This is a genomic window from Paenirhizobium cremeum, assembly GCF_047553425.1.
Classification (GTDB): Bacteria; Pseudomonadota; Alphaproteobacteria; order Rhizobiales; family Rhizobiaceae; genus Allorhizobium; species Allorhizobium cremeum.
In genome coordinates this window covers 2459938-2483478 of the sequence record NZ_CP180217.1, presented here as the reverse complement: position 1 = coordinate 2483478, position 23541 = coordinate 2459938, and the positions used below count along the sequence as shown (strand labels likewise).

Below are 23541 nucleotides of genomic sequence, written 5' to 3'. Positions count from 1 at the left end.
CCTTCGGTTCTACCCTCCCCTCACGGGGAGGGTGTTCTCGAACCAGCCGTTTGCGGACCCACGCCTTCGTCTTCGGGAGAAGGTTGTCCGAACGGCCGGATGAGGGGGCGAAGCCTTGCGGTTCCCCCCTTATCGCCTCGCATTCGCTCGGCACTTCTCCCCGCCGGGGAGAAGAGGGAGCAAGTCGCAAACGCTTACCGGACGGTGAGCGACGAGGGGACTGCCAAATGATGATCCGTTTCCTGACACTGTTCTATCTGATCCTTTGTCTCGCCGCGCCGGCTTTTGCGCAGAGCGACCCGAAGGATCTCATCAATGCGCTCGGCAATGCCTCGTTTCCGGAGGCCGAGAAAATCATCGGCGACCTCGGCAAGACCGGCGACCCGAAGGTCGTGCCGGCGCTCGAGGCGCTTGGGGGAGGCGATCTCTACGTCAGGAAGTCCGACGGCAACGTGTTCATCACAAAGGCTGCGGGTTCCAAGCTTTCGCTCATCGATCCGCTGTCCGGCGAGGTCGTTGGCGAGGAGAGCAAGGGCGCCCTTACCAAGATCAAGGTCAACAACAATCTTCGCCGCGCGATCCGTTCGGCGCAGGGCGGCCTCACGCTCATGAGCCCCGACCGCGCCGTCAGGTTGCAGGCGGCGGCCTCCGTTCTCAAATCCCCCAGCGCCGACAATCTCGAGCTTCTGGAGAATGCACTTGCCGAGGAGAAGGACGGCGAGGTGCGTTCACTTCTCGAACAGGCGCGCGCCGTCTCGATCATGGGCTCCGATCGACCGCTCGAAGAAAAGCAGGCGGCGGTCGCCGTCATCGAAGGGATCGGCGGGCGCGATGCCATCGGTATCCTGATGGCTGCCTCGGCCAATGCCGACGATGCGCTCAAAGCCGACATCGACACCGCGATCCGCACGATCGAGGACAAGCTGGCATTGTGGGACGGCGTGCAGAACGTCATCTACGGCGTCTCGCTCGGTTCCGTCCTTCTGCTCGCGGCAATCGGCCTTGCGATCACCTTCGGCGTGATGGGCATCATCAACATGGCGCATGGCGAGATGGTCATGCTTGGCGCCTACTCCACCTTCGTGGTGCAGGAGGTGATCCGCAGCCATTATCCCGGCCTGTTCGACTGGTCGCTGGCGATCGCGCTGCCCGTCGCCTTCCTCGTGACGGGAGCCGTCGGCCTCGTCATCGAACGCGGCGTCATCCGTTTCCTCTACGGCCGGCCGCTCGAAACCCTGCTCGCCACCTGGGGTATTTCGCTGATCCTGCAACAGGCGATCCGCTCGATTTTCGGTCCGACCAACCAGGAAGTCGGCAGCCCGTCGTGGATGTCCGGCTCGTTTGCACTTGGCGACATCACCGTCACCTGGAACCGGTTGTGGATCATCGTCTTCTCGCTGACGATCTTCCTCGGGCTGCTGGTGCTGATGAAACGCTCGGCATTCGGCCTGCAGATGCGGGCGGTTACGCAGAACCGCCGCATGGCGTCCTCGATGGGTATCCGCACTCCCTGGGTCGATGCCTTCACCTTTGCGCTCGGCTCCGGCATCGCCGGCATTGCCGGTGTCGCACTCAGCCAGATCGACAACGTCTCCCCGAACCTCGGCCAGTCCTACATCATCGACAGCTTCATGGTCGTGGTCTTCGGCGGCGTCGGTAATCTCTGGGGCACGCTGGTCGGCGCGCTGTCGCTCGGCATCCTGAACAAGCTGCTCGAACCCTCGGTCGGCGCCGTGCTCGGCAAGATCCTCGTTCTCGTTCTTATCATCCTGTTCATCCAGAAAAGACCGCGCGGCCTCTTCGCGCTCAAGGGGAGGGCTATCGAAGCATGATGACCGGTTTTATCTTCCGCGCTCTCGAAGGCAGGATCGTCATCGCCATCTCCATCCTGATGGCCGTCGCGGTTCTTGTCCCGGCGCTCAACCTTCTGGTTCCGCCGGACAACTTCCTGCATATCCCGACCTATGCCGTCTCGCTGATGGGCAAGTATCTCTGCTACGCGCTTCTGGCGCTGGCGCTCGACCTGGTCTGGGGCTATTGCGGCATCCTCTCGCTCGGCCACGGCGCTTTCTTCGCGCTCGGCGGCTATGCCATGGGCATGTACCTGATGCGCCAGATCGGCTCGCGCGGCGTCTACGGCAATCCTGTTCTGCCTGACTTCATGGTGTTCCTGAACTGGAAGGAACTGCCGTGGTTCTGGCACGGCTTCGACATGTTCCCCTTCGCCATGGTGATGGTGCTCTTCGTGCCGGGTCTGCTCGCCTTCGTGTTCGGCTGGTTCGCCTTCCGCTCGCGCGTCAACGGCGTCTATCTGTCGATCATCACTCAGGCGATGACCTATGCCCTGCTGCTCGCCTTCTTCCGCAACGACATGGGTTTCGGCGGCAATAACGGGCTGACCGACTTCAAGGAAATCGTCGGTTTCAACGTACAGGCTGATGGCACCCGCGCCGTGCTGTTTGCCAGTTCCGCCCTGATGCTGGCGCTCTGCCTGCTGATCTCCTCCGGTATCGTGCGTTCCAAGTTCGGCAAGGTGCTGGTCGGCGTGCGGGACGCGGAAAGCCGCACGCGCTTCCTCGGCTACCGGGTCGAGAACATCAAGCTCTTCACCTTCGTCGTCTCGGCGATGATGGCGGGCATCGCCGGCGCGCTGTTCGTGCCGCAGGTCGGCATCATCAACCCCGGCGAATTCGCTCCGGCCAATTCCATCGAAGTGGTGGTGTGGACAGCGGTCGGCGGACGCGGAACGCTGATCGGCCCGATCATCGGCGCGCTCATGGTCAATGCCGGCAAGAGCTATTTCACCGGCGCATTCCCCGAACTCTGGCTCTTTGCGCTCGGCGGTCTCTTCATCGGCGTCACGCTGTTCCTGCCGAAGGGCATTGTCGGGACGATCCAGCAGAAGGCCATGGCGCGGCGTGACATGAAGACGGCAACCAGGGCGGAAGAGGGTGGCGTTGCGGCCACCGTCGGCCAGGCAGCGGAGTAAGGACGATGGACGAGAAAAAACCGACGAGCCTTCTTTATCTCAATGGCGTGTCCGTTTCCTTCGACGGGTTCAAGGCGTTGAACTCGCTTTCGCTGGTCATCGAGCCGGGTGAACTGAGGGCGATCATCGGCCCGAACGGCGCCGGCAAGACGACGATGATGGACATCATTACCGGCAAGACGCGGCCCGACGAGGGCGAGGTGTTCTTCAATGGCGAGATCGACCTGACGAAGAAGGACGAGGCCGACATCGCCCAGCTCGGCATCGGCCGCAAGTTCCAGAAGCCGACCGTGTTCGAAAGCCATACCGTCTGGGACAATCTGGAGCTGGCCCTCAATCGCGACCGCGGCGTATTCGCCACGCTGTTCTATCGGCTGACGGCGGATGACAAGGCGCGTATCGAGGAAATCCTGGAGACGGTCCGGTTGACGGCGCGCAAGGACGATCTCGCCGCCAATCTCTCGCACGGCCAGAAACAATGGCTTGAGATCGGCATGCTGCTCGCGCAGGAACCCAAGCTTCTGCTGGTCGACGAGCCGGTCGCCGGCATGACGGATGCGGAGACCGCCGAGACCGCACTTCTTCTGAAACAGATTGCCAGGACCCGTTCGGTCGTGGTGGTCGAGCATGACATGGGCTTTATCCGCGATCTCGGGGTGAAGGTCACCTGCCTCGCGGAAGGTTCGGTCCTTGCGGAAGGTTCGATCGATTTCGTCTCGAACGACCCGAAGGTGATCGAGAACTATCTGGGGCGCTAACCTGTTCACGCTCCGGATACCCTGCCTTTCTCCCCACCCCGGGAGAGGGGCGGGGTGCCAGGGGCGGCAGCGCCTTTGAAGGACAAGAATTCAGAGGAACGACGATGCTGACAGTCGACAACATCAACCTTCATTACGGAGCCGCGCAGGCCTTGCGTGGCGTATCGATCAAGGCCGAGATGGGCAAGATCACCTGCGTGCTGGGGCGCAACGGGGTGGGCAAGAGTTCGCTGCTGCGCGCCGTTACGGGCCAGCACCCCATCTCGGCCGGGACGATCTCCTTCGAAGGCGAGACGCTCAACGGCCTTGCGCCGTTCAACCGGGCGCGGGCCGGTGTCGGCTACGTGCCGCAGGGGCGCGAGATCTTTCCGCTGCTGACGGTGAAGGAAAACCTCGAGACCGGCTTTGCGCCGCTTACGCGCAAGGACCGCTATATTCCCGACGAGATCTTCAGTCTTTTCCCGATCCTGCAGACCATGCTGGGCCGGCGTGGCGGCGACCTTTCGGGCGGCCAACAGCAGCAGCTCGCCATCGGTCGCGCCATGGTGACGCGGCCGAAAATCCTTGTGCTCGACGAGCCGACGGAGGGCATCCAGCCGTCGATCATCAAGGATATTGGCCGGGCGATCCGCTATCTTCGGGATTCCACCGGTATGGCGATCCTGCTGGTCGAGCAGTATCTGGATTTCTGCCGGGAGCTCGCCGATCACGTCTATATCATGGATCGCGGCGAGATCGTGCATACGGGGCCGGCCGAGACGCTGGATACGCCGGAGGCCCGGCGACACCTGACGGTCTGATCGCGCATGACAGGGTTGACGATTTATTAGCTTTTACTGCTTGATGCTGTGGTGTGACGTGTTATTTTTCCCGCATCTGCGAACAGAAGGCACATCCATGACATCCAGCACGGTTTCTGACCGCGTCCGGTCGACCGGAATTGTCCGGTTGCTCGTGTCGGGGTTCTTCTTTCTTGTGGCCGGCAGCAGCGCGTTCGCTGCCGGGTGCGGCACCTCCTTCCCGGCGGGTCGCCATGATCTGTCGCTCGACATCAATGGACAGACGCGATCGGCCGTCTATTTCATTCCTTCGGACTATACCGGGAAACGCAAGGTTCCCGTGGTGTTCGACTTTCACGGCAGCAACAGCAACCCCGACGGGCAGATGAACCGCAGCCATTGGGACGAGGTGGCCGAGCGCGAAGGCTTCATCGTCATGGCGCTGCAGGGAAGCCTTCCCGGCGAGTTCGAGGGCACCCATGCCTGGAACGTCCCCGGCGTGACCAAGGCCGAGGGGCTGGACGAAGGCGCCTTCATCCGCACTGCCGTCCATTATGCGACGGAGACCTTCTGCGTCGATCCCGCCCGCATCTATGCGTCCGGCTATTCGGGCGGCGGCCGCATGCTGTCGCAATATATCTGCGACGGACATGGCGACTTTGCCGCTGCCGGCTTCGTCATGGGCCTGCGTGCCGGCTATCCCGAGCAGGAGGACGGTGTCTGGCGGCCGCGCAAGGAAAGCTGCCATCCGGCCAAACCGGTCTCGATCATTGCCTTTTCCGGGCTCAAGGACGACGTCAATCCCTTTGCGGGCGGTGGCAAGGCCTATTGGCAGTATGGCGGAGAAGTGGCCCTGAAACGCTGGGCCGATCTCAACGGATGCGATCCGCATCCGCGCGGGGAAAAGGGGGATACGGCGACGTTCTCGGCCTATTACGGCTGCAAGGCCGGCACGAGCGTCATTTCCTACGTGATTACCGATGCCGACCACTCCTGGCCCGGCAATAGGGTCCGCTTCCGGCTTGCCGCACTGCAGGGAGAAACGATCCGAGAGGTTGATGCGACGGGAAGAATGTGGGACTTCTTCCGTAATTCGGGTGGCGAACTTCTCGCGGGTACGCCTCAAAAAACGGCATGCCCGGCCGACAAGACAACCGCCGGAAAAGAGGCGGGCTTACAGGGGAAAACGTGCAGTCAGCAGGTCAAGTCAGACAACAGCGAGCCCGTGGTGACGGACGGCTTGTGACCAAGGCGCTCGGCGGGCGGACACGCATTGCCGAGCTTTATCAGGAGGGGGCGGCGAAGATCCGCCTGCCGCAGACATTCACCTCCGAGATGGAGGCCGTCATCATCAATACCGCCGGGGGGCTCACCGGCGGCGACCGGCTGGACTGGTCGTTTTCTGCCGGCGCCGGCACCTTCGTCACCGCGACTACCCAGGCCTGCGAAAAGATCTACAAGGCATCCGCCGGCACGGCCGAGGTCCTGACCCGCATCGAGGTGGGGCAGGATGCGCGCTTCCACTGGTTGCCGCAGGAATCCATCCTGTTCGATCAGGCCTCCCTGACGCGCCGACTTGAGGTCGATCTTGACGAGAGCGCCGAGTTTCTTGCGGTCGAGGCCATTCTTCTCGGACGAAAGGCGATGGGTGAGGCGATGGAAAGCGGGCTGGTGCGCGATCGCTGGCGTATCCGTCGGGCCGGCCGGCTCATCCATGCCGAAGACCTGCGGCTCGAGGGGGACGTTGGCCGCCTGACGGTTGCCGCACCGGTGCTTTCCGGCCGGGTGGCCTTCGCGACGCTGCTTTATGCAGGGCCGCGTGCGGAGGCTTTTCTCGCTCCCGTCCGCGATCTCCTGGGCGATGCCGCCGGCGGCGCCAGCCACTGGAACGGCAAGCTCGTCATTCGCCTTGCGGCGGAGGACGGCTTCACCTTGAGAAAAATCCTGATCCCGGTGATTTCGGTCTTGCGCGGGGGCGCGTCTGTGCCGAAAGTCTGGAATCTCTGACGCAGCGCAAAAAAAGTGGAGCAGCCATGAACCTCACGCCGAGAGAAAAAGACAAATTGCTTATCGCCATGGCGGCTATCGTGGCCCGCCGCAGGCTGGAGCGCGGTGTCAAGCTCAACTATCCCGAAGCCATTGCGCTGATTACCGATTTCGTTGTCGAGGGCGCGCGTGACGGTCGCTCGGTTGCCGACTTGATGGAAGCCGGCGCCCATGTCGTCACCCGCGACCAGGTGATGGAAGGCGTTGCCGAGATGATCCATGACGTGCAGGTCGAGGCGACGTTTCCTGATGGAACGAAGCTCGTCACCGTGCACGAACCGGTTCGCTGAGGCTCGCCATGCTGGAACTCAGGCCCAATTGCGAATGCTGCGACCGCGATCTTCCTCCGGAAAGCCGCGATGCGCTGATCTGCAGCTTCGAATGCACCTTCTGCAGCGATTGCGCCGCGCGGGTGCTTGGCGGCGTGTGCCCGAATTGCGGCGGGGAACTGGTGCGTCGGCCGGTGCGTCCGGCCGAGAAGCTTATGGCCAATCCGGCCTCGACAAAACGTGTTTTCAAGGCCGAGGGCTGCAAGCCTTCCGTGGCCGCCTGAACAGGAAAGGGAACAACAGATGATCCCGGGTGAAATCATTGCCGCCAGCGGCGAAATCGAACTCAATGCCGGCCTGCCGACCGTGACGATCGAAGTCGCGAATACCGGTGACCGTCCGGTGCAGGTGGGCAGCCACTACCATTTCTACGAGACCAATGCCGGCCTCTCCTTCGATCGGGAGAAGGCGCGCGGCATGCGTCTCGACATTCCGGCAGGCACGGCGGTGCGCTTCGAGCCGGGCCAGATGCGCCAGGTGACGCTGATCCCTCTTTCGGGCAAGCGCGAGGTTTACGGCTTCCGCCAGCAGGTGATGGGCAAGCTGTGATCCCCGATCGTTGCATGCGGAGAAGCAAGCGATGAAGTCAGCCCTGATCCTGATGTTCTGCGGCTGCGTGCTGCTTGCCGACGGTCCGGCCTACAGCGAGGACGAATCCGAGGTCGATTGCGCCAATGCCGTGACGCAGCACGACATGAACGTCTGCGCCGACAGGGATTACCGGGCGGCGGACAGGGAATTGAACGAGCAATGGCTCGCGACCCGGCAGGTTCTGGTCGACTGGGATGCCGGTCTGGAGGAGCATAACAAGGGCGCGGTCAAGGCGCTGATGAAGGCGCAGCGGGCCTGGATCGAGTATCGCGACGGCCAGTGCGACGCCGAAGGTTACAGCGTATGGGGCGGAACCATGTATCCGACCATCGTTTCCTCATGCCTTGCAGACCTGACCCGCAAGCGGACGGCGGAGTTGAAAGACCTCGTCGACGGCTATGGCGGCAACTGACGATCGGATGAAGATGGGGCGACGGATCATGATCGTGGGAAACGGATCGGTACCGGAGGGAGCGGCGGACGTGATCGACGATTCCGATCTGGTCGTCCGGTTCAACATGACCCCCGCTTTTCCCGCTTCCGGCCGTAGGACGGACGTGCTGGCGGTCTGCAATACCGGACGTCCGGCAAGCGCCATGCTGTCTTCAGATGCCTGGCTGGACGGTGAACCGGTGCGCGGCTGCTCCGAGATCTGGTCTGTCCGGAACCCGGAGAAGTTTCGCGAACTCAGGCCGCAGCTTGCGGCCAGTCATCCCGAACTCGACGACTTCTGCGACGATTATACAGAGCGCTTCTCGCAATTGGCTGAGAGCCGCGGCAAGGCTCACCGGATCATTGCGCGGCAGGTGCACGAGGCCGTCGACGACGCGCTTGCCGCCTATGAGCCCGGCGACTACGTGGTGCCGAGCAGCGGCATGGTGGTGATCGCCCATATGCTTGCCGAACCCGCCTTCGCCGATGATGCCATCTGCCTTGCCGGCTTCAGTCATGAGGGGTGGGATGGCCATCCTTTCGCCGCCGAGCGGCGGCTCGTCGATATCTACATTGCTTCCGGAAGGCTGACGCGCCTCTCGGCTACCGATGCTTCCTCCCTCTCCCAAGGAGCCTGAACCATGCCCTACAAGATGTCCCGCGCGGCCTATGCCTCCATGTTCGGACCGACCACCGGCGACAAGGTGCGCCTTGCCGATACCGAACTCTTCATCGAAGTGGAGAAGGATTTCACCAGCTATGGCGACGAGGTGAAATTCGGCGGCGGCAAGGTCATCCGCGACGGCATGGGCCAGAGCCAGGCGACACGCGCGGAAGGCGCGGTCGATACCGTCATCACCAATGCGCTGATCGTAGATCACAGCGGCATCTACAAGGCCGATGTGGGCTTGAAGGACGGGCGCATCCACGCCATCGGCAAGGCCGGCAATCCGGACACGCAGCCGGGCGTCACCATCATCGTCGGCCCCTCGACCGAGGCGATTGCCGGCGAGGGCAAGATCCTGACCGCAGGCGGCATGGACGCGCATATCCACTACATCTGCCCGCAGCAGATCGAGGAAGCGCTGATGTCGGGCGTCACCTGCATGCTGGGGGGCGGCACCGGCCCGGCGCATGGCACGCTGGCGACGACCTGCACCGGCGCGTGGCATATCGAGCGGATGATCGAGAGCTTCGATGCCTTCCCGATGAATCTCGCGCTTGCCGGCAAGGGCAACGCCTCGCTGCCGGCTCCCCTCGAGGAAATGATCCTGGCGGGCGCCTCTTCGCTGAAGCTGCATGAGGACTGGGGTACGACACCGGCCGCCATCGACAACTGCCTCACGGTCGCCGACCAGTTCGACGTGCAGGTGATGATTCACACGGATACGCTGAACGAGAGCGGCTTTGTGGAGGACACGGTCGCCGCCATCAGGGGCCGCACCATCCACGCCTTCCATACGGAGGGGGCGGGCGGCGGGCACGCGCCCGACATCATCAAGGTCTGCGGCAACCCGAACGTCATTCCGTCCTCGACCAACCCGACGCGGCCCTATACCGTCAACACGCTTGCTGAACATCTCGACATGCTGATGGTGTGCCATCACCTGTCGCCGTCGATCCCGGAAGACATTGCGTTTGCCGAAAGCCGCATCCGCAAGGAGACGATCGCGGCGGAAGACATCCTGCACGACATCGGCGCCTTCTCGATCATCTCCTCCGACAGCCAGGCCATGGGGCGCGTCGGCGAAGTGGCGATCCGCACCTGGCAGACCGCGGACAAGATGAAACGCCAGCGTGGCCGGCTGCCGCAGGAGACCGGCGAAAACGACAATTTCCGCGTCAAGCGCTACATCGCCAAGTACACGATCAACCCGGCGATCGCCCATGGTCTTTCCCATGAGATCGGTTCGATCGAAGTGGGCAAGCGCGCCGACCTCGTCCTCTGGAACCCGGCCTTTTTCGGGGTGAAGCCCGATATGGTGCTGCTCGGCGGCTCTATCGCGGCCGCGCCCATGGGCGATCCGAACGCCTCCATCCCGACGCCGCAGCCGATGCATTACCGGCCGATGTTCGCCGCCTACGGCAAACTCAGAACCAACTCTTCCGTCACCTTCGTTTCCCAGGCCTCGCTCGACGCGGGACTTGCCGGCAGGTTGGGTGTCGCCAAGAAGCTGGTGGCGGTGAAGAACACGCGCGGCGGCATCTCGAAGAAGTCGATGATCCATAACGACCTGACGCCGCATGTGGAAGTCGATCCGGAAACCTACGAGGTGCGGGCCGACGGCGAGCTCCTGACCTGCGAACCGGCAACCGTCCTGCCAATGGCGCAGCGGTACTTCCTGTTTTGACGGTAAGCGGTGCAGTGCGCATTTCCCGGTGGTTCGCGGGCTGCGCCGTCCTGATCGACCTGCTTGTGTTTGTAGGCATGCTGGTTCCCCGACCGCTTGCCGGAAGGACGGTGCGGTCGCCGCGACGGGCAGCCGGATTCAGGACGGGGTAATACGCCGCGGCCCGTGACATTTCGCGGGTCGCTCGACCTGCTGAATGCGGGTGTATTGCATTTCTTGCATGGCAGCCATGCGCTTGATGTTGGCGTCCAAGTTTTTATGATGCAGCGCATCAAGATTCAGGGTAGTTTAGAACTATTCCAGAAATGGCGTCCCCAAATGCCGCCGCCCATCCAAAGGAGATTACCATGCTGATCGGCAGAAAAGTGCCCAACGTCACCTTCCGTACCCGCGTTCGCGACGAGTCCGTCGGTGGCCCGAATCCCTTCCGTTGGCAGGACATGACCTCCGACGACTATTTCAAGGGCAAGCGCGTCATCCTGTTCTCGCTGCCGGGCGCCTTCACGCCGACCTGCTCGACCTACCAGCTTCCCGACTTCGAAAAGATGTTCGACGAGTTCAAGGCGGAAGGCATCGACGAGATTTATTGCATGTCCGTCAACGATGCCTTCGTCATGAATGCCTGGGCCAAGAGCCAGAACCTCGAGCATGTGAAGGTCATCCCGGACGGTTCCGGCGAGTTCACCCGCAAAATGGGCATGCTGGTCAACAAGGACAACCTCGGCTTCGGCATGCGCTCCTGGCGTTATGCCGCCATCATCAATGACGGCGTGGTCGAGCAGTGGTTCGAAGAAGAGGGCTATTCGGACAATTGCGAAAGCGATCCGTATGGCGTCTCCTCGCCGCAGAACATCATGGAAAAGCTTAAGGAAAAGAAGGCCGCCTGAGCCTTTTTACCAGCAGGCGGTTTATCGGGGCCCGGCTTTTGCCGGGCCTTTTCCGTTAACGAATTCCGCTCCTGGAAGCGTCTTTATCTTAGAGATTGTTAATAAGCTGAGACTTCGAGGGCTGGTTCCGGCCTCTTCGGAGACGGAGCCGTGCAACCGCGGGTACGTCCGTGCCCATCTCTTCCGTCAAGGCCGGTTCCAGCCGATTCCGGGCCTTTGTCTTCACAGGGAAGGGCCGAAATAAAAGTGAGAAAGGGGAGTGCGGAATGGACGAAATGCAATCTTTGGTTATAAATCTGTTTTCTGGAGAATTATACGAATCTATTTTTCAAACCTGCCGCATTTTAACGAATGGATTAGGGTGAAGCCAAGGGAACTATCCTATTCGGTAGGTGCTGCAGGAATGAGGAGCGGCGCGATGGAATTTCTGAGGAGATGGGTTTCGCTTCAGGTCGATCTCGGCAACTTTCACGGCCGGGAGGCGATCTACGGCTTCGCCGTCAAGATGACGTTCCGCGCCGTTCTGCTGGCCTTCGTCCTCAGCATTGCCGCCCTGCCGATATGTTACGAGATCGGGATCATGCCGCTCTCCCTGCCGGAGGCGATAAAGCTTTCCGTTGCATTCTCCTGGCTGTTCGGCGGTGCCGTTTCCGGCGCGCTGGCCATCGTCACCGGGCATGTGATTCACGATCTCACGGTATCGCGGACGGAGTTCGAGCGATTGAGCCGCACGGACATGCTGTCGGGCCTGCTGAACCGCCGTGCCTTCAACGAGGCGCTTGCACAGACAAGCGATCAGGCGTCGCTGGCGATCCTCGATCTCGATCGCTTCAAGTCGATCAACGACCGCTATGGGCATTGCGCGGGCGATGCCGTCATCAAGGCGGTGGGCGACGTGTTGCGGGAGGTCTTTTGCGAACCTCACCTCCCGGCGCGCCTCGGCGGCGAGGAATTCGGGGTGATTGTCCGCGGCGGCGGCATTGCCCAGCGCATCGCGCTGGTGGAGCGGGCGCGCAATCTGATCGCCGCACGCACCGTTGTCTGCGACGACCAGGTGATATCCACCACCGTATCGGCTGGCATTGCCGAATTTACGCCGGATCTCAGGTCTGAAGCAGTCTATTCGGCCGCCGACCGCGCGCTTTATCTCGCCAAGGCGAACGGACGCAACAGGGTGTTGCATGACGAGGGCGTGGAGGCATCGGCAGCGCGGCAGACGAACGATAACGGCGCCTCTCTGACGCTCGAACTCGATGGTGGGCTTCCGGCCCCCGGCTGAACTTCATTCTTGCCGCTTGCCTTTCATTTGTGCATGGTTGAAAAATCGCCAATTCGGACAAACCATGCGACGCGTTACTTCCATTCTTCCCGCCGGTTCCGGCGATGTTACGATCTCCGGCCGGGTCATGCTGGCTCATGACGAGCGCCACCTGAGACGCAAGCTCCTGCATCTCGAAGACGGCGACATGGTCATGCTCGATCTCAAGGAACCGGTTCTGTTGGCCCATGGCGACCTGCTGCTTCTCGACGACGGCACGGCCGTCGAGGTTGGGGCCGTCGAGGAAAAACTGTTTGAAATCAGGGCGCGCGATCCTCGCCATCTGGTCGAACTCGCCTGGCATCTCGGTAATCGCCACCTGCCGGCGCAGATCGACGAGGACCGTATCGTCATCCTGCGCGACCACGTGATCCGCGACATGCTCGTGGGACTTGGAGCAACGGTGCGGGACATCACCGAACGGTTCCAGCCGGCGCGGGGCGCCTATCATTCCCATGGCGGACACGGACATGGGCATGGTTCGCATTCGGGCCACCAGCATGATTGAAGCATCGCCCGGGGCGCAGGGGCGGGGGGCCTTGCTGCGGCTGCTCGCCTGGCTTTCCCCGGCCTTTCCGGTCGGCGGTTTTGCTTATTCCGGCGGGCTTGAGACCGTGATCCATGATGGCCGGATCGGATCGTGCGAGGATTTGTCGGCTTGGCTCTCCGTCGTGCTCGGCGAAGGCGGGCTGCGCAACGATGCGATCCTGCTTGCCGAAGCCTATCGGGCGTTCGAAGCCCCCGAGCGGTTGCGCGAACTGGTGGAGCTTGCAGCGGCGCTGGCGGGGTCGGCGGAGCGGTACACGGAGATCGTCAGGCAGGGCGATGCGTTCCTTGCCGCCGCATCGGCCTGGCCGCATCCGGTGTTCGGAGCCTTTTCAGGCGGCACGGCCTACAGCGTCGCCATCGGCGCGGTCGCCGCCGCCCATTGCGTGCCGCTTGCCGATGCGCTGGCCGCCTTCCTGCAGGCCCAAAGCGCGCAGATGATTTCGGTTGCGGTCAGGCTCGGCCTGATCGGGCAGAGGCAGGGTGTCGCCTTGCTGGCGGAGCTGGAGGGGCCGATCCTTGCCCAGGCCGGGCGCCTTTCGGGGCTGGGGCTGGACGATCTCGGCAGCGCGACCGTGCTCGCCGATATCGCAAGCCTCAGGCACGAGACCCAGTATTCGAGACTGTTCCAGTCGTGAGCCCGGCACTACACTTTCTCCGGTGGAGCGGAACCGGGTACGGCGCGCCGGTTTTTCGGCGGTTTTCGTCATTTGCTTGCCAACAGGATGGATAGGATGAAGTCACAGAATGGTCCCTTGCGCGTCGGTATCGGCGGTCCGGTCGGATCGGGTAAGACGGCGCTGACGGAAAAGCTCTGCAAGGCGATGCGCGACCAGTATTCCGTCGCTGTCGTCACCAACGACATCTATACCCGCGAGGATGCGGATGCGCTGATCCGTATGCAGGCGTTGTCCTCCGACCGCGTGGTCGGCGTGGAAACCGGCGGCTGTCCGCATACCGCGATCCGCGAGGATGCCTCGATCAATCTGCAGGCGATCGCCGATCTGACGGCTCGCATTCCCGATCTCGACGTGGTGTTCATCGAATCGGGCGGCGACAATCTGGCGGCGACCTTCTCTCCGGATCTCGCCGATCTGACGATCTATGTGATTTCCGTTTGTCAGGGCGAGGAAATCCCGCGCAAGGGCGGTCCGGGAATCACCCGTTCCGACCTGCTGGTCATCAACAAGAAGGATCTGGCGCCCTATGTCGGCGTCGATCTCGATGTGATGGACCGGGATGCGGAGCGCATGCGTTCCGCCCGTCCCTATGTATTCGCAGACATGAAGCGGGGCGCGGGCGTCGAGGACATCGTTGCCTTCCTCAAAAAAAGCGGGGGGCTATAAGCCCCCCAGAAGTCGGGATTTCGTTTTTCCGTTCTCAGATCTGCCTGAGGGCGCTGACGTCGTTGATCTGGATGACGCGGCCCCGCACGATGACGCCGGCGCGGCGGAGCGACGAGAAGGCGCGTGAGAGCGCTTCCGGCGCGAGACCCAGCTTGCCGGCCAGGAGGCTTTTCTGGAAGGGCAGGCGGATCGAGGCGGAGGCGCTGTCCTGCGGGCAATTGTCGAGCAGATAGTGGGCGACACGCTGGGGCGCGGTCTGCAGCCGGTCGTTGGCGATGCAATCCATTGTCGAGCGCAGGTGCGCGGAAAGATTCTGGATGATCGCCCGCGCGATATCCCTTTCCTGTTCCGCAAGGGCGCGCACCTTCTGCAGTTCGAAGCGGGCAACCGTTATGTTTTCGGCCGCCTGGGCGTTATAGAGATAGTTGTCGCCGATCGCGAGCAGGCATTCGGCGAAGGTATCGCCCGGGCCGCAGATGCGGATGTCGGCTTCGCGCCCGTCCTTGTTCAGCCGGTAGAGGCGGACGTAGCCCGTCAGGACGCAATAGAAATATTCCGCCGCCTCTCCCTCGCGAAACAGGATGTCCCGCGCCTCGTAATTCGTCACGGTGCAGATTTCGAGCATGCGCGCCAGCGCGCTCGCACCGAGAGATGCCATGAAGGGCGTCTTCAGAAGGGTGTTTTTGTCGCGTGTGTTCAATTTCAAAATCTTGTTCACGGTTTCACGGCTCCAGATAGCGGTCCTTACGGAGCGCGATGGCCAATCCCCAGCGACGACAACGAAGTTCCCCCACGCCCTTGACGGGACAGCCGTTGCGCTTTTCCCGGCTCACGGCGATTGCTCCTCCGTTGCCGGAAATCGCGTGGACCGCCAGCCAATCCCGGCGATGTCGGTGGCGCATCCCTATGGAAGCAGTATCCGACAACTCCATCCCCGCCGGTGGGAGCAACCTTCGTTCGTCACTCATTCCTCAGCAAAAAAAGGATAGGCAAGGTCAGAAAAGGTTGATTTGATTTCGATCAACCATTTTGCCCGGGCATGTCAGATTTTCTTCATAAGCACGACAAAATACAAAAAAAACCGGGCCGCCAGGCCCGGTTCCGGTGGATGAAGCCGGCTGTTCTCACTCGGCCGCGAGCGGCGGAAGGGTGACGATATTGCCGGATTCGCCCTTGCGTGCGGTGCCGGGAGCATGCTTCTCGACTGCCGCAAGTCGCTTGTGCAGCGTCTCGAGGGCCTCGTTGTTCTGCCGGGCGATCTCGGTCAGTTCCTCGGCGGAGAGCGCAACCGTCTCCTCTTCCTTCTTGCCGACCAGTCTTCCGAACATCCAGCCGAGGAGGCGGGAGAGATCGTCGAGGATCAGGAAGAAGGCGGGCACGACCAGAAGGCTGAGCGCGGTCGACACAATGATGCCGCCGATCACGGCGATCGCCATCGGGGCGCGGAACGAACCGCCTTCGCCCACACCCATTGCGGACGGCAGCATGCCGGCCGACATGGCGATGGAGGTCATGATGATGGGGCGGGCGCGCTTGCGGCCGGCTTCGACCATCGCCTCCACCCGCTGCATGCCTTTGTGACGCATCTCTATGGCGAAATCGACCAGCAGGATGGCGTTCTTGGTGACGATGCCCATCAGCATGAGGATACCGATCAGGACCGGCATCGACAGCGGATTGTTGGTGAGAATCAGCGCCACCGCCACGCCGCCGATGGCGAGCGGCAGCGACAGCAGGATGGTGAAGGGCTGGATGACATCCTTGAACAGCAGGATGAGTACGGTCAGCACCAGAAGCAGGCCGAGCAGCATCGCATTGACGAAGCTCTGCTGCATCTCCCTTTGGACCTTGGTGTCACCGCTTTCGGCAAGCTTCACCGATGCCGGGATCTCGGTCGAATCGACAGCGGCGCGGAAGGCTGCCGACGCCGTGTCGAGGGCGACACCCTGCGGCAGGTCGGCGCCGATGGAGACCACGCGGTTGCGGTTGTTGCGCTCGATGGCGCTCACACCTTCCGAATAGTCGATATCGGCGACGCTCGACAGCGGAACGGTCGCGCCGCTGGCGGTCTGTACCTTCAGCGCGCGGATCGCGGCAAGATCGGTTCGAAGGTCGAGAGAGGCCTGGACCCGGATCGGGATCAGGCGGTCGTCGAGGGAGATCTTGGTGAGCGCCGAATCCACGTCGCCGATGGTGGCGACGCGGACGGTCTCGGAGATCTGCTGCGCCGTGACTCCGAGCCTTGCGGCTTCGTCCATGCGCGGGCGAATCTGCAATTCGGGACGAGGGAGAGCGCCGTCGGAACTGACGTTTGCCAGTTCCGGCACGGTGCGAAGCTTGGCTTCGAGGATGGCGGCGGCCTCGTTCAGTTCCTCCTCGTTCTTGGAGAGGAAGTTGAAGGAGAGGTCGCGCTCGCCGCGGTCGTTGAGCTTCGATACCCGGATGTCGGCGATCGGCCGGAGCTTTTCGAAGACTTCCTTCTCGATGTCCCATTGCGGACGGGTGCGGCCTTCGACCGGCAGCTTCGGCAGGTAGGGCCCGATGACGGGGAGGCCGCCGAGCCCCTTGTTGACCAGCGTCTTCAGCAGCGAGTGCTCTATGCGGGTAAGGTTCAGCGTTACGCTGGCGCGGCGCAGTTCCAGATCGCCCTTGGGGGAGGCGCCGCCCAGCACGAAGACGCTTTCCACGCCATCGAGATCCTTGGTCGCGGCGTAAATCGCCTCGGTCTTGCTTTCGGTTTCCTCAAGCGTCGCGTTGGGCGGAAGTTCAACCGAAAGAACGATGCGGCCGGCGTCCTCAGGCGGGAGGAAGGAGCCCGGCACCTGAGCGAGCAGGGCGAGCGAGGCCAGCAGGAAGGCGAAGGCGCCGATCAGGGTGAGATAGCGCGCATACCAGCGGGTCGTGGTGGCGCGCACCAGCCGCGTATAGCCCTTCATAAAGGCGCTGTCATTGTCGTGATGGTCGTCCATCGCGTCTTCCGCGCGCATGAGATAGGCGGCCATCAAAGGTGTGATGAGGCGCGCGACCATCAGCGAGAAGAAGACGGAGAAGGCGACCGTCAGGCCGAACTGGATGAAATACTGGCCCGGAATGCCCGGCATGAAGGATACCGGAACGAAGACCGCGATGATGGTGAAGGTGGTGGCGATGACCGCAAGGCCGATCTCGTCCGCCGCCTCGATGGCCGCGCGGTAAGGCGTCTTGCCCATCTTGATGTGGCGCGCGATGTTCTCGATCTCGACGATCGCGTCGTCGACGAGGATGCCGGTCGCCAGCGTCAGGGCGAGGAAGCTGACGAGGTTCAGCGAGAAGCCCATCAGGTCCATGATCCAGAATGTCGGGATGGCGGAGAGGGGCAGGGCGATTGCCGAAATCAGGGTGGCGCGCCAGTTGCGCAGGAACAGGAAAACCACGATGACGGCGAGCACCGCACCCTCGATCAGGGTGTGCATGGCCGCCTCGTAGTTGCCGTAAGTGAAGTAGACGGAATCGTCCATCAGCTTGATGTCGACATTCGGGTTTTCCGCCCGGACCTGATCGAGGATGGTCGAAACCGTTTCCGCGACGCTCACTTCGCTGGCGCCCTTGGAACGGAAGACGGCGAAGGTGACGACCGGCTCGCCATTGAAGCGCGAAAAGGATTTCTGTTCCTCGTAGGTGTCCTTGATCGTGCCGAGGTCGGACAGCTTGACGAAGCGGCCGTTGCTCAGGGCGATGGTGGTATTGGACAGGGTATCGACATTGCGGGCGTCGCCGAGCGTGCGGATTGCCTGTTCGGCGCCCGCCACCTGGCCGCGGCCCGAGCCGAGGTCGACATTGGTGCCGCGCAACTGGCGGTTCACGTCGGCGGCGGTGATGCCGAAAGCGTCGAGTCGGTCAGGGTTGAGCTCGACGCGGATTTCCCGGTCGGCGCCGCCGTAGCGGTCGATGCGGCCGATGCCGCTCTGGCCCTGCAGGGCGCGCTTGATGGTGTCGTCGACAAACCAGGACAGTTCCTCGATGCTCATGTTCGGCGAGGAAACCGCAAACGTCTGGATGGCGGCGCCCTCGACGTCGATCTTGGCGACGATCGGTTCATCGACAGAAGCCGGCAGGTCGCCGCGAATGCGGTCGATGGCGTCCTTGACGTCCTGCACCGCCTGCTCGGTCGGAACCTCCATGCGGAACATCACGAGCGTCTGCGACTGGCCGTCGGTGACGGTGGACGAGAGTTCGTCGACGCCGGTGATGCTCGCCACCGCGTCTTCGATTTCCTTCGTCACCTGTGTTTCGAGTTCGGCCGGCGATGCGCCGCTCTGGGTGACCGTAATCGCCACCAGCGGCACGTCGATGTTCGGGAAGCGGGTGATCGGCAGCGCAAAAAACGACTGCAGCCCGACCACCATCAGCAGGAAAAAGGTCAGAATCGGCGCAACGGGATTTCGAATGGCCCAGGCGGAGAAATTCATGGCGCTCTGTCTCTCAGTTCGAGGCGGCAGTTTCGTCGCTGATCGGGTTGATGCGGTCGCCGTCGCGAACGAAGGCGCCTGCCTTGGCGACGACCACGTCGCCTTCCTTCAGGCCGCTGACAACCTGGATATAGGCTCCATCCTGGATGCCGGTCGCAATGTCGACCTGCTTGACCACGCCATCCTTGACCAGACGGGTCGTCGTCCTGTTCTTGCTCGTTGTAATCGCCGAAAGCGGCAGGGCTATGCCGGTCGCTTCGGCCAGGATGATTTCAGCGCTTCCATACATGCCGGCGCGGGCGCCGTTGTCGTCATCGATGGCGATGTGCACCGCGCCGAGGCGGGTCTGCGGATCGACGATGGGGGAAATCAGGCGGACCGAGCCGTTGAGACTCGCGGCACCGCCGGCGACGGTAATCTTCGCCTTCTGGCCGACGCGCATCTTCAGGATATCAGTCTCGGATACGTCTGCGACGAGTTCGATCTGGCCGTCCCGGATGACAGTGAACATCGGCTGGCCGCTGCCGGACGCAATCGCGCCGGTCTTGGCATTGCGCACGGAAACGACGCCGGCGACGGGCGTCTTGACGTCCGTGCGGGCCAGATTGAGGTCGATGTCGGCGATCTGGCTGTCGACGACCTTGATGTCGGCTTCGGCAATGGCGATCGCCTGTTCGGCGCTCGTTACCTTGGCGCGGGCGCTGCTGGCGGCGGTTTCCGCCTGTTCGACCGAGGAGGTCGAGAACGTGCCGGACTTGCCGAGTGCGGTGGCGCGCTTGAACTGGCGTTCCGCTTCCGTCGCATTGGCCTGCGCGTCGGCAAGCTGCGCATGATATTGCGCGAGCGCCGCCTCGGCCTTGGCGCGCGATGCCTGAAGCTGGCTCTTCTGCAGACGCAGCGCATCATCGTTCAGGCGGGCGACCACGCCATCCGCTTCCACGCGGTCGCCGACATCGGCCTCAAGCGTGCGGATCGACAGGCCGTCAACGAGTGGCTGCACGTAAATCTCCTCCACCGGCTTGATCGATCCGGTTGCGACGACCCTGTCCACCAGGGGGCGCGTTTCGGCCTTGGTCACCACGATGGAGGGAATCTTCGGTTGCGACGTCGATGTAGAGGCCTCCTCCGCCTTGATGGCGTGAGGCAGAAACAGGACGGACATGGCGAGCAGTCCGACGATGACATCCTTGTTGCGAACCATGGGCTCCTTCCCAGCATTCAGTGAATGCACAAATAGTTATTAAATAAAACTTGTTTTCCGCGAAGGAATCAGTAAGGTGCCGACAGCACGCTCCTCCGGACTTTTCCATTCCGGTGGAAATTCTTTCTATCACGCGACCGGTTCTTAGTTGGTATCGCTCGTTCGACTTACAAGAGCGACGAGCACTTTCTTTGCGGCGCAAATTCTAAGCGTGTGCTTTGCGCAAATCAATGTGGTTGCAAAGCCACAGGTTGACGTCTTGTCCGCTGCGGCGCAGGCATACAAAAAGGCGCACGGCCGGCAGCCGCGCGCCTTTTATCGTTGGATCGTCGCGCCTGATTATTTCAGTGCCGCGTCGGTGATTTCGTGCGTCCAGGCGCCGGTCGGCTCCTTGGTGATGACCGGGTCCGAGCCCCCGCCGAGCAGGGTGGCGACGGTGCGCTTGTAGTCCGCCTCGTCGAGCGCGCCATTGGAGCCTGCGGTCAGCTTGGCGACTTCGCCCATCATGCGCTTCTGGTGTTTCTCGGTCTGGGCACCGGAGGCGTCGTTTTCGAGAACGATGTCGGCTGCGTCATCCGGGTTTTCCTCGGCCCACTTCCAGCCCTTCATCGAGGCACGGACGAACTTGACCATCTTTTCCTTGAAGGCAGGGTCCTTCAGCTTGTCTTCCAGAACGTAGAGGCCGTCCTCAAGCGTGGCGACGCCTTCGTCCTCGTATTTGAAGGTGATGAGGTCCTCCGGCTTGATGCCGGCGTCGATGACCTGCCAGTATTCGTTATAGGTCATGGTCGAGATGCAGGCGGCCTGCTTCTGCAGCAGCGGGTCGACGTTGAAGCCCTGTTTCAGCACCGTCACGCCATCGGCTCCGCCGGTGGTCGGGATCTTCAGGTGAGCCATCCACGACAGGAAGGGGTATTCGTTGCCGAAGAACCAGACGCCCAGCGTCTTGCCCTTGAAGTCGTCCGGCTTGGTGATGCCGGTTTCCTTGAGGCAGGTCAGCATCATGCCCGACTTCTTGAACGGCTGGGCAATGTTGACGAGCGGGGTGCCCTTTTCGCGCACGGCGAGAGCCGAAGGCATCCAGTCGATGACGACGTCGGCGCCGCCGCCGGCGATGACTTGGGCGGGTGCGATGTCCGGACCGCCGGGCTTGATGTCGACGTCGAGGCCTTCCTCTTCATAGAAGCCCTTGTCCTTGGCGACGTAGTAGCCGGCGAACTGGGCCTGCGTCACCCATTTCAGCTGCAGCGTCACCTTGTCGGCGGCGGCCGCCTGCATCGCCGTCAGCGAGACGGCGCCTGCCAGCAGCAGGGATGCGATCTTGAATTTCATGTCTGTTCCCTCTTCTTTTTTACGCCTGTCCACCGCGGACAGACGGATGCCAGAAGGTGACGGCGCGCTCTGCCAGCGCCACCACCCCATAAAAGATCGAGCCTGCGAGCGCGGCGACCGCGATCTCGGCCCAGACCATGTCGACATTGCTTCGCCCCACTTCCGTGGAAATCCGGAACCCCATGCCGACAATCGGGGTGCCGAAAAACTCTGCCACGATGGCGCCGATCAGCGCCAGCGTCGAATTGATCTTGAGCGCGTTGAAGATGAACGGCCATGCGGCGGGCAGGCGAAGCTTGGTCAGCGTCTGCCACCAGCTTGCCGCATAGGTGCGCATCAGGTCGCGTTCCATATGGCTTGCCGCGCCGAGCCCCTGCACGGTGTTCACCAGCATGGGGAAGAAGGTCATGATAACGACGACGGCGACCTTGGATTGCCAGTCGAAGCCGAACCACATGACCATGATCGGCGCGACGCCGACGACCGGCAGCGCGGACACGAAATTGCCGATGGGCAGCAGGCCCTTCTGTAGGAAGGGCGAGCGGCCGACGAGGATCGCCACGATGAAGCCGAGACCGCAGCCGAGCACATAGCCGGTCAGAACGGACTTCAGGAAAGTCTGCCGGAAATCGGCCCAGAGCGTCGGGATGGAGTTGATAAGCCGCGTCCAGATCATCGACGGCGCCGGAAGCAGGATCGAGGGAATGGAGAAGCCGCGCACCACGCATTCCCAGATGACGAGCAGGGTGACGCCGAAGATCAGCGGCACGGCCATATTGGCGGCGCGGCGAAGGGCCGGGCTGGCGAAGCGCTGGCGCACCAGCCATTCGTTGAGGCCCCAGGTCGCGAGCCAGAAGACGGCGGCGAAAAGCAGATAACCGTTCATGGCTTGACTCCCATGCGTTTCAGGACGCGGCCATGGGCGAAGCCGACGATGCCGACGAGAACCGCGGCGAGGCCCGCTGCCATGAAGAGCGCCGCCCAGATCTGGATGGTCTGCCCGTAATAGGAGCCGGAGAGCAGGCGGGCGCCGAGCCCGGCGACCGCGCCGGTCGGCAGCTCGCCGACGATGGCGCCCACCAGCGATATGGCGATGGCCACCTTGAGCGAGGTGAAGAGGTAGGGCATCGAGGCCGGCCAGCGGAGTTTCCAGAAGGTCTGGGTCTGGCTGGCATTGTAGGTGTGCATCAGGTCGAGCAGCAGTGTATCCGGGCTTCTCAAGCCCTTCACCATGCCGACGACGATGGGGAAGAAGGAAAGGTAGGTCGAGATCAGCGCCTTGGGCAGCACGCCCGAAATGCCGACCGCATTCAGCACGACGATAATCATCGGCGCGACCGCGAGGATCGGGATCGTCTGGCTGGCGATGACCCAAGGCATCAGCGAGCGGTCCATCGCCCGGTTATGCACGATGCCGACGGCGAGCAGGATGCCGAGGACGGTGCCGATGGCAAAGCCGAGCAGGGTGGCCGAAAGCGTGATCCAGGCATGATAGACGAGGCTGCGCTTCGAGGTGATCGCCTTGTTGACGGTGGTATCCCACAGTTCGACGGCGATCTGGTGCGGCGCCGGCAGCACCGGACGCTCCTGAACGAAGGTGCGTTCCACCACCTGCCCGAAGCTCAGGGTCTCGTTGTCGCGCGCCGCCTGATCGCGCACGAAGGGCGCGTTGAGATAGACGACGAAGACATGCCAGATGACGAGGATCGCGAAGATGACGGTGAGGACCGGCAGGACGCGGTCGCGGAGGAGGGAGGGGGAGGTCATGGGCTCTCCTCCGCCATCAGGAATTGCGCCAAGGCCTTTTCCAGGGTGATGAACACGTAGTCCGGGTTATCGATTACCTGATGCTTGTCGAAACGAATGACCTCAAAGCCTTGACCGCGAAGAAATGCGTCCCTGCGCAGATCATGTGCGCGGCCTTGATCTGTCTCGTGACTGTCGCCATCGACCTCCACGATCAGGCGGGCAGAAAGCCATGCAAAATCGGCGACGTAAGGCCCCACTGGCGTTTCCCTGCGAAACCGGGCTCCTCGGGGTCTGAGGTCTCGCAATAGATCCCACATTTCCCGCTCGGCTCTGGTCAGTTCTCGCCGGAGAGTTCTTGCACGTTTTCTGGTCTTCGGGTCGATGTTGGAATGCGGCATGGGACACTCCAGCGATAGAGACCGATCTTCGGTAAAGACCC

General features: G+C 62.4%; 24 protein-coding genes. 17 read left to right on the top strand and 7 right to left on the bottom strand.

The features are described from left to right. Window positions 1–227 precede the first annotated feature (227 nt). The 17 genes from urtB (at window position 228) to ureG (ending at window position 14372) form a co-directional block, all read left to right on the top strand. The gene (urtB, locus tag ACLBKR_RS12330) at window positions 228–1832 is read left to right on the top strand and encodes an urea ABC transporter permease subunit UrtB (protein ID WP_414899376.1); all 1605 of its coding nucleotides are present in this window, start codon (window positions 228–230) and stop codon (window positions 1830–1832) included. Then, window positions 1829–2989, top strand: coding sequence for an urea ABC transporter permease subunit UrtC (gene urtC, locus ACLBKR_RS12325; protein ID WP_113340574.1), 1161 nt, complete (start codon window positions 1829–1831; stop codon window positions 2987–2989). The genes urtB and urtC overlap by 4 nt, the downstream gene beginning before the upstream one ends. Window positions 2990–2994: 5 nt before the next feature. After that, window positions 2995–3747 carry an urea ABC transporter ATP-binding protein UrtD gene (urtD, locus tag ACLBKR_RS12320; protein WP_112828533.1) on the top strand — a complete coding sequence of 251 codons (753 nt, stop codon included), beginning with the start codon at window positions 2995–2997 and terminating at the stop codon, window positions 3745–3747. Window positions 3748–3851: 104 nt separating this feature from the next. Further along, window positions 3852–4547: an urea ABC transporter ATP-binding subunit UrtE gene (urtE, locus tag ACLBKR_RS12315; RefSeq protein WP_112828532.1), complete on the top strand. Its 696-nt coding sequence runs from the start codon at window positions 3852–3854 to the stop codon at window positions 4545–4547. A 97-nt stretch (window positions 4548–4644) separates the two neighbouring features. Further along, on the top strand, window positions 4645–5772 hold the full coding sequence (locus tag ACLBKR_RS12310) for a PHB depolymerase family esterase (protein ID WP_113447559.1): 1128 nt from the start codon (window positions 4645–4647) through the stop codon (window positions 5770–5772). After that, window positions 5661–6533, top strand: coding sequence for an urease accessory protein UreD (locus tag ACLBKR_RS12305; RefSeq protein WP_113442196.1), 873 nt, complete (start codon window positions 5661–5663; stop codon window positions 6531–6533). Before ACLBKR_RS12310 ends, ACLBKR_RS12305 begins: the two co-directional genes overlap by 112 nt. 26 nt (window positions 6534–6559) lie before the next feature. Then, a complete protein-coding gene (locus ACLBKR_RS12300) occupies window positions 6560–6862 on the top strand; it encodes an urease subunit gamma (protein WP_112828529.1) in 303 nt (100 codons plus the stop codon). An 8-nt stretch (window positions 6863–6870) separates the two neighbouring features. Next, window positions 6871–7125 (top strand): DUF1272 domain-containing protein, encoded by a 255-nt coding sequence (locus ACLBKR_RS12295; protein ID WP_113340571.1) that lies wholly within the window; start codon window positions 6871–6873, stop codon window positions 7123–7125. A 19-nt stretch (window positions 7126–7144) separates the two neighbouring features. Beyond that, window positions 7145–7450: an urease subunit beta gene (locus tag ACLBKR_RS12290; protein WP_112828527.1), complete on the top strand. Its 306-nt coding sequence runs from the start codon at window positions 7145–7147 to the stop codon at window positions 7448–7450. A gap of 31 nt (window positions 7451–7481) precedes the next feature. Beyond that, window positions 7482–7904 (top strand): lysozyme inhibitor LprI family protein, encoded by a 423-nt coding sequence (locus ACLBKR_RS12285; protein ID WP_414899375.1) that lies wholly within the window; start codon window positions 7482–7484, stop codon window positions 7902–7904. A 28-nt stretch (window positions 7905–7932) separates the two neighbouring features. Beyond that, window positions 7933–8562, top strand: a complete 630-nt coding sequence (locus ACLBKR_RS12280) for a Urease operon accessory protein (RefSeq protein ID WP_113487519.1) — start codon at window positions 7933–7935, stop codon at window positions 8560–8562. 3 nt (window positions 8563–8565) lie between these two features. After that, window positions 8566–10275 carry an urease subunit alpha gene (gene ureC / locus ACLBKR_RS12275; RefSeq protein ID WP_414899374.1) on the top strand — a complete coding sequence of 570 codons (1710 nt, stop codon included), beginning with the start codon at window positions 8566–8568 and terminating at the stop codon, window positions 10273–10275. A 350-nt stretch (window positions 10276–10625) separates the two neighbouring features. Beyond that, entirely contained in the window at window positions 10626–11162 is a 537-nt protein-coding gene (locus ACLBKR_RS12270) for a peroxiredoxin (protein WP_162708222.1), read from the top strand. A gap of 418 nt (window positions 11163–11580) precedes the next feature. Continuing rightward, a complete protein-coding gene (locus ACLBKR_RS12265) occupies window positions 11581–12441 on the top strand; it encodes a GGDEF domain-containing protein (RefSeq protein ID WP_113340569.1) in 861 nt (286 codons plus the stop codon). Window positions 12442–12505: 64 nt separating this feature from the next. Further along, window positions 12506–12988, top strand: coding sequence for an urease accessory protein UreE (gene ureE, locus ACLBKR_RS12260; protein WP_414899371.1), 483 nt, complete (start codon window positions 12506–12508; stop codon window positions 12986–12988). Then, entirely contained in the window at window positions 12957–13664 is a 708-nt protein-coding gene (locus ACLBKR_RS12255; protein WP_414899370.1) for an urease accessory protein UreF, read from the top strand. Before ureE ends, ACLBKR_RS12255 begins: the two co-directional genes overlap by 32 nt. A gap of 96 nt (window positions 13665–13760) precedes the next feature. After that, complete coding sequence (gene ureG, locus ACLBKR_RS12250) at window positions 13761–14372, top strand: urease accessory protein UreG (protein WP_112828522.1); 612 nt, start codon at window positions 13761–13763, stop codon at window positions 14370–14372. A gap of 34 nt (window positions 14373–14406) precedes the next feature. Here ureG and ACLBKR_RS12245 read toward each other — a convergent pair whose 3' ends face one another. The 7 genes from ACLBKR_RS12245 to ACLBKR_RS12215 all read right to left on the bottom strand — a co-directional run bounded on the left by ACLBKR_RS12245 (window position 14407) and on the right by ACLBKR_RS12215 (window position 23500). Further along, window positions 14407–15030, bottom strand: coding sequence for a Crp/Fnr family transcriptional regulator (locus ACLBKR_RS12245; RefSeq protein WP_113340936.1), 624 nt, complete (start codon window positions 15028–15030; stop codon window positions 14407–14409). Between the two features lie 466 nt (window positions 15031–15496). Then, on the bottom strand, window positions 15497–18820 hold the full coding sequence (locus ACLBKR_RS12240; RefSeq protein ID WP_113340567.1) for an efflux RND transporter permease subunit: 3324 nt from the start codon (window positions 18818–18820) through the stop codon (window positions 15497–15499). 13 nt (window positions 18821–18833) lie between these two features. Beyond that, a complete protein-coding gene (locus tag ACLBKR_RS12235) occupies window positions 18834–20021 on the bottom strand; it encodes an efflux RND transporter periplasmic adaptor subunit (protein WP_113437064.1) in 1188 nt (395 codons plus the stop codon). Window positions 20022–20360: 339 nt separating this feature from the next. After that, on the bottom strand, window positions 20361–21353 hold the full coding sequence (locus ACLBKR_RS12230; RefSeq protein ID WP_113340565.1) for an ABC transporter substrate-binding protein: 993 nt from the start codon (window positions 21351–21353) through the stop codon (window positions 20361–20363). Window positions 21354–21372: 19 nt separating this feature from the next. Then, on the bottom strand, window positions 21373–22239 hold the full coding sequence (locus ACLBKR_RS12225; protein ID WP_113437063.1) for an ABC transporter permease: 867 nt from the start codon (window positions 22237–22239) through the stop codon (window positions 21373–21375). Then, window positions 22236–23120 carry an ABC transporter permease gene (locus ACLBKR_RS12220; protein WP_113439420.1) on the bottom strand — a complete coding sequence of 295 codons (885 nt, stop codon included), beginning with the start codon at window positions 23118–23120 and terminating at the stop codon, window positions 22236–22238. The genes ACLBKR_RS12225 and ACLBKR_RS12220 overlap by 4 nt, the downstream gene beginning before the upstream one ends. Then, window positions 23117–23500 (bottom strand): DUF559 domain-containing protein, encoded by a 384-nt coding sequence (locus tag ACLBKR_RS12215; RefSeq protein ID WP_113439433.1) that lies wholly within the window; start codon window positions 23498–23500, stop codon window positions 23117–23119. The genes ACLBKR_RS12220 and ACLBKR_RS12215 overlap by 4 nt, the downstream gene beginning before the upstream one ends. Window positions 23501–23541: the final 41 nt, after the last annotated feature.

What these genes read in the sequence shown, in the direction of transcription:
- urtB (WP_414899376.1), top strand. Translation starts at nt 228, where the DNA reads ATGATGATCCGTTTCCTGACACTGTTCTATCTGATCCTTTGTCTCGCC.
- urtC (WP_113340574.1), top strand. Translation starts at nt 1,829, where the DNA reads ATGATGACCGGTTTTATCTTCCGCGCTCTCGAAGGCAGGATCGTCATC.
- urtD (WP_112828533.1), top strand. Translation starts at nt 2,995, where the DNA reads ATGGACGAGAAAAAACCGACGAGCCTTCTTTATCTCAATGGCGTGTCC.
- urtE (WP_112828532.1), top strand. Translation starts at nt 3,852, where the DNA reads ATGCTGACAGTCGACAACATCAACCTTCATTACGGAGCCGCGCAGGCC.
- ACLBKR_RS12310 (WP_113447559.1), top strand. Translation starts at nt 4,645, where the DNA reads ATGACATCCAGCACGGTTTCTGACCGCGTCCGGTCGACCGGAATTGTC.
- ACLBKR_RS12305 (WP_113442196.1), top strand. Translation starts at nt 5,661, where the DNA reads ATGCCCGGCCGACAAGACAACCGCCGGAAAAGAGGCGGGCTTACAGGG.
- ACLBKR_RS12300 (WP_112828529.1), top strand. Translation starts at nt 6,560, where the DNA reads ATGAACCTCACGCCGAGAGAAAAAGACAAATTGCTTATCGCCATGGCG.
- ACLBKR_RS12295 (WP_113340571.1), top strand. Translation starts at nt 6,871, where the DNA reads ATGCTGGAACTCAGGCCCAATTGCGAATGCTGCGACCGCGATCTTCCT.
- ACLBKR_RS12290 (WP_112828527.1), top strand. Translation starts at nt 7,145, where the DNA reads ATGATCCCGGGTGAAATCATTGCCGCCAGCGGCGAAATCGAACTCAAT.
- ACLBKR_RS12285 (WP_414899375.1), top strand. Translation starts at nt 7,482, where the DNA reads ATGAAGTCAGCCCTGATCCTGATGTTCTGCGGCTGCGTGCTGCTTGCC.
- ACLBKR_RS12280 (WP_113487519.1), top strand. Translation starts at nt 7,933, where the DNA reads ATGATCGTGGGAAACGGATCGGTACCGGAGGGAGCGGCGGACGTGATC.
- ureC (WP_414899374.1), top strand. Translation starts at nt 8,566, where the DNA reads ATGCCCTACAAGATGTCCCGCGCGGCCTATGCCTCCATGTTCGGACCG.
- ACLBKR_RS12265 (WP_113340569.1), top strand. Translation starts at nt 11,581, where the DNA reads ATGGAATTTCTGAGGAGATGGGTTTCGCTTCAGGTCGATCTCGGCAAC.
- ureE (WP_414899371.1), top strand. Translation starts at nt 12,506, where the DNA reads ATGCGACGCGTTACTTCCATTCTTCCCGCCGGTTCCGGCGATGTTACG.
- ACLBKR_RS12255 (WP_414899370.1), top strand. Translation starts at nt 12,957, where the DNA reads ATGGTTCGCATTCGGGCCACCAGCATGATTGAAGCATCGCCCGGGGCG.
- ureG (WP_112828522.1), top strand. Translation starts at nt 13,761, where the DNA reads ATGAAGTCACAGAATGGTCCCTTGCGCGTCGGTATCGGCGGTCCGGTC.
- ACLBKR_RS12245 (WP_113340936.1), bottom strand. Translation starts at nt 15,030, where the DNA reads ATGGCATCTCTCGGTGCGAGCGCGCTGGCGCGCATGCTCGAAATCTGC.
- ACLBKR_RS12240 (WP_113340567.1), bottom strand. Translation starts at nt 18,820, where the DNA reads ATGAATTTCTCCGCCTGGGCCATTCGAAATCCCGTTGCGCCGATTCTG.
- ACLBKR_RS12235 (WP_113437064.1), bottom strand. Translation starts at nt 20,021, where the DNA reads ATGGTTCGCAACAAGGATGTCATCGTCGGACTGCTCGCCATGTCCGTC.
- ACLBKR_RS12230 (WP_113340565.1), bottom strand. Translation starts at nt 21,353, where the DNA reads ATGAAATTCAAGATCGCATCCCTGCTGCTGGCAGGCGCCGTCTCGCTG.
- ACLBKR_RS12225 (WP_113437063.1), bottom strand. Translation starts at nt 22,239, where the DNA reads ATGAACGGTTATCTGCTTTTCGCCGCCGTCTTCTGGCTCGCGACCTGG.
- ACLBKR_RS12220 (WP_113439420.1), bottom strand. Translation starts at nt 23,120, where the DNA reads ATGACCTCCCCCTCCCTCCTCCGCGACCGCGTCCTGCCGGTCCTCACC.
- ACLBKR_RS12215 (WP_113439433.1), bottom strand. Translation starts at nt 23,500, where the DNA reads ATGCCGCATTCCAACATCGACCCGAAGACCAGAAAACGTGCAAGAACT.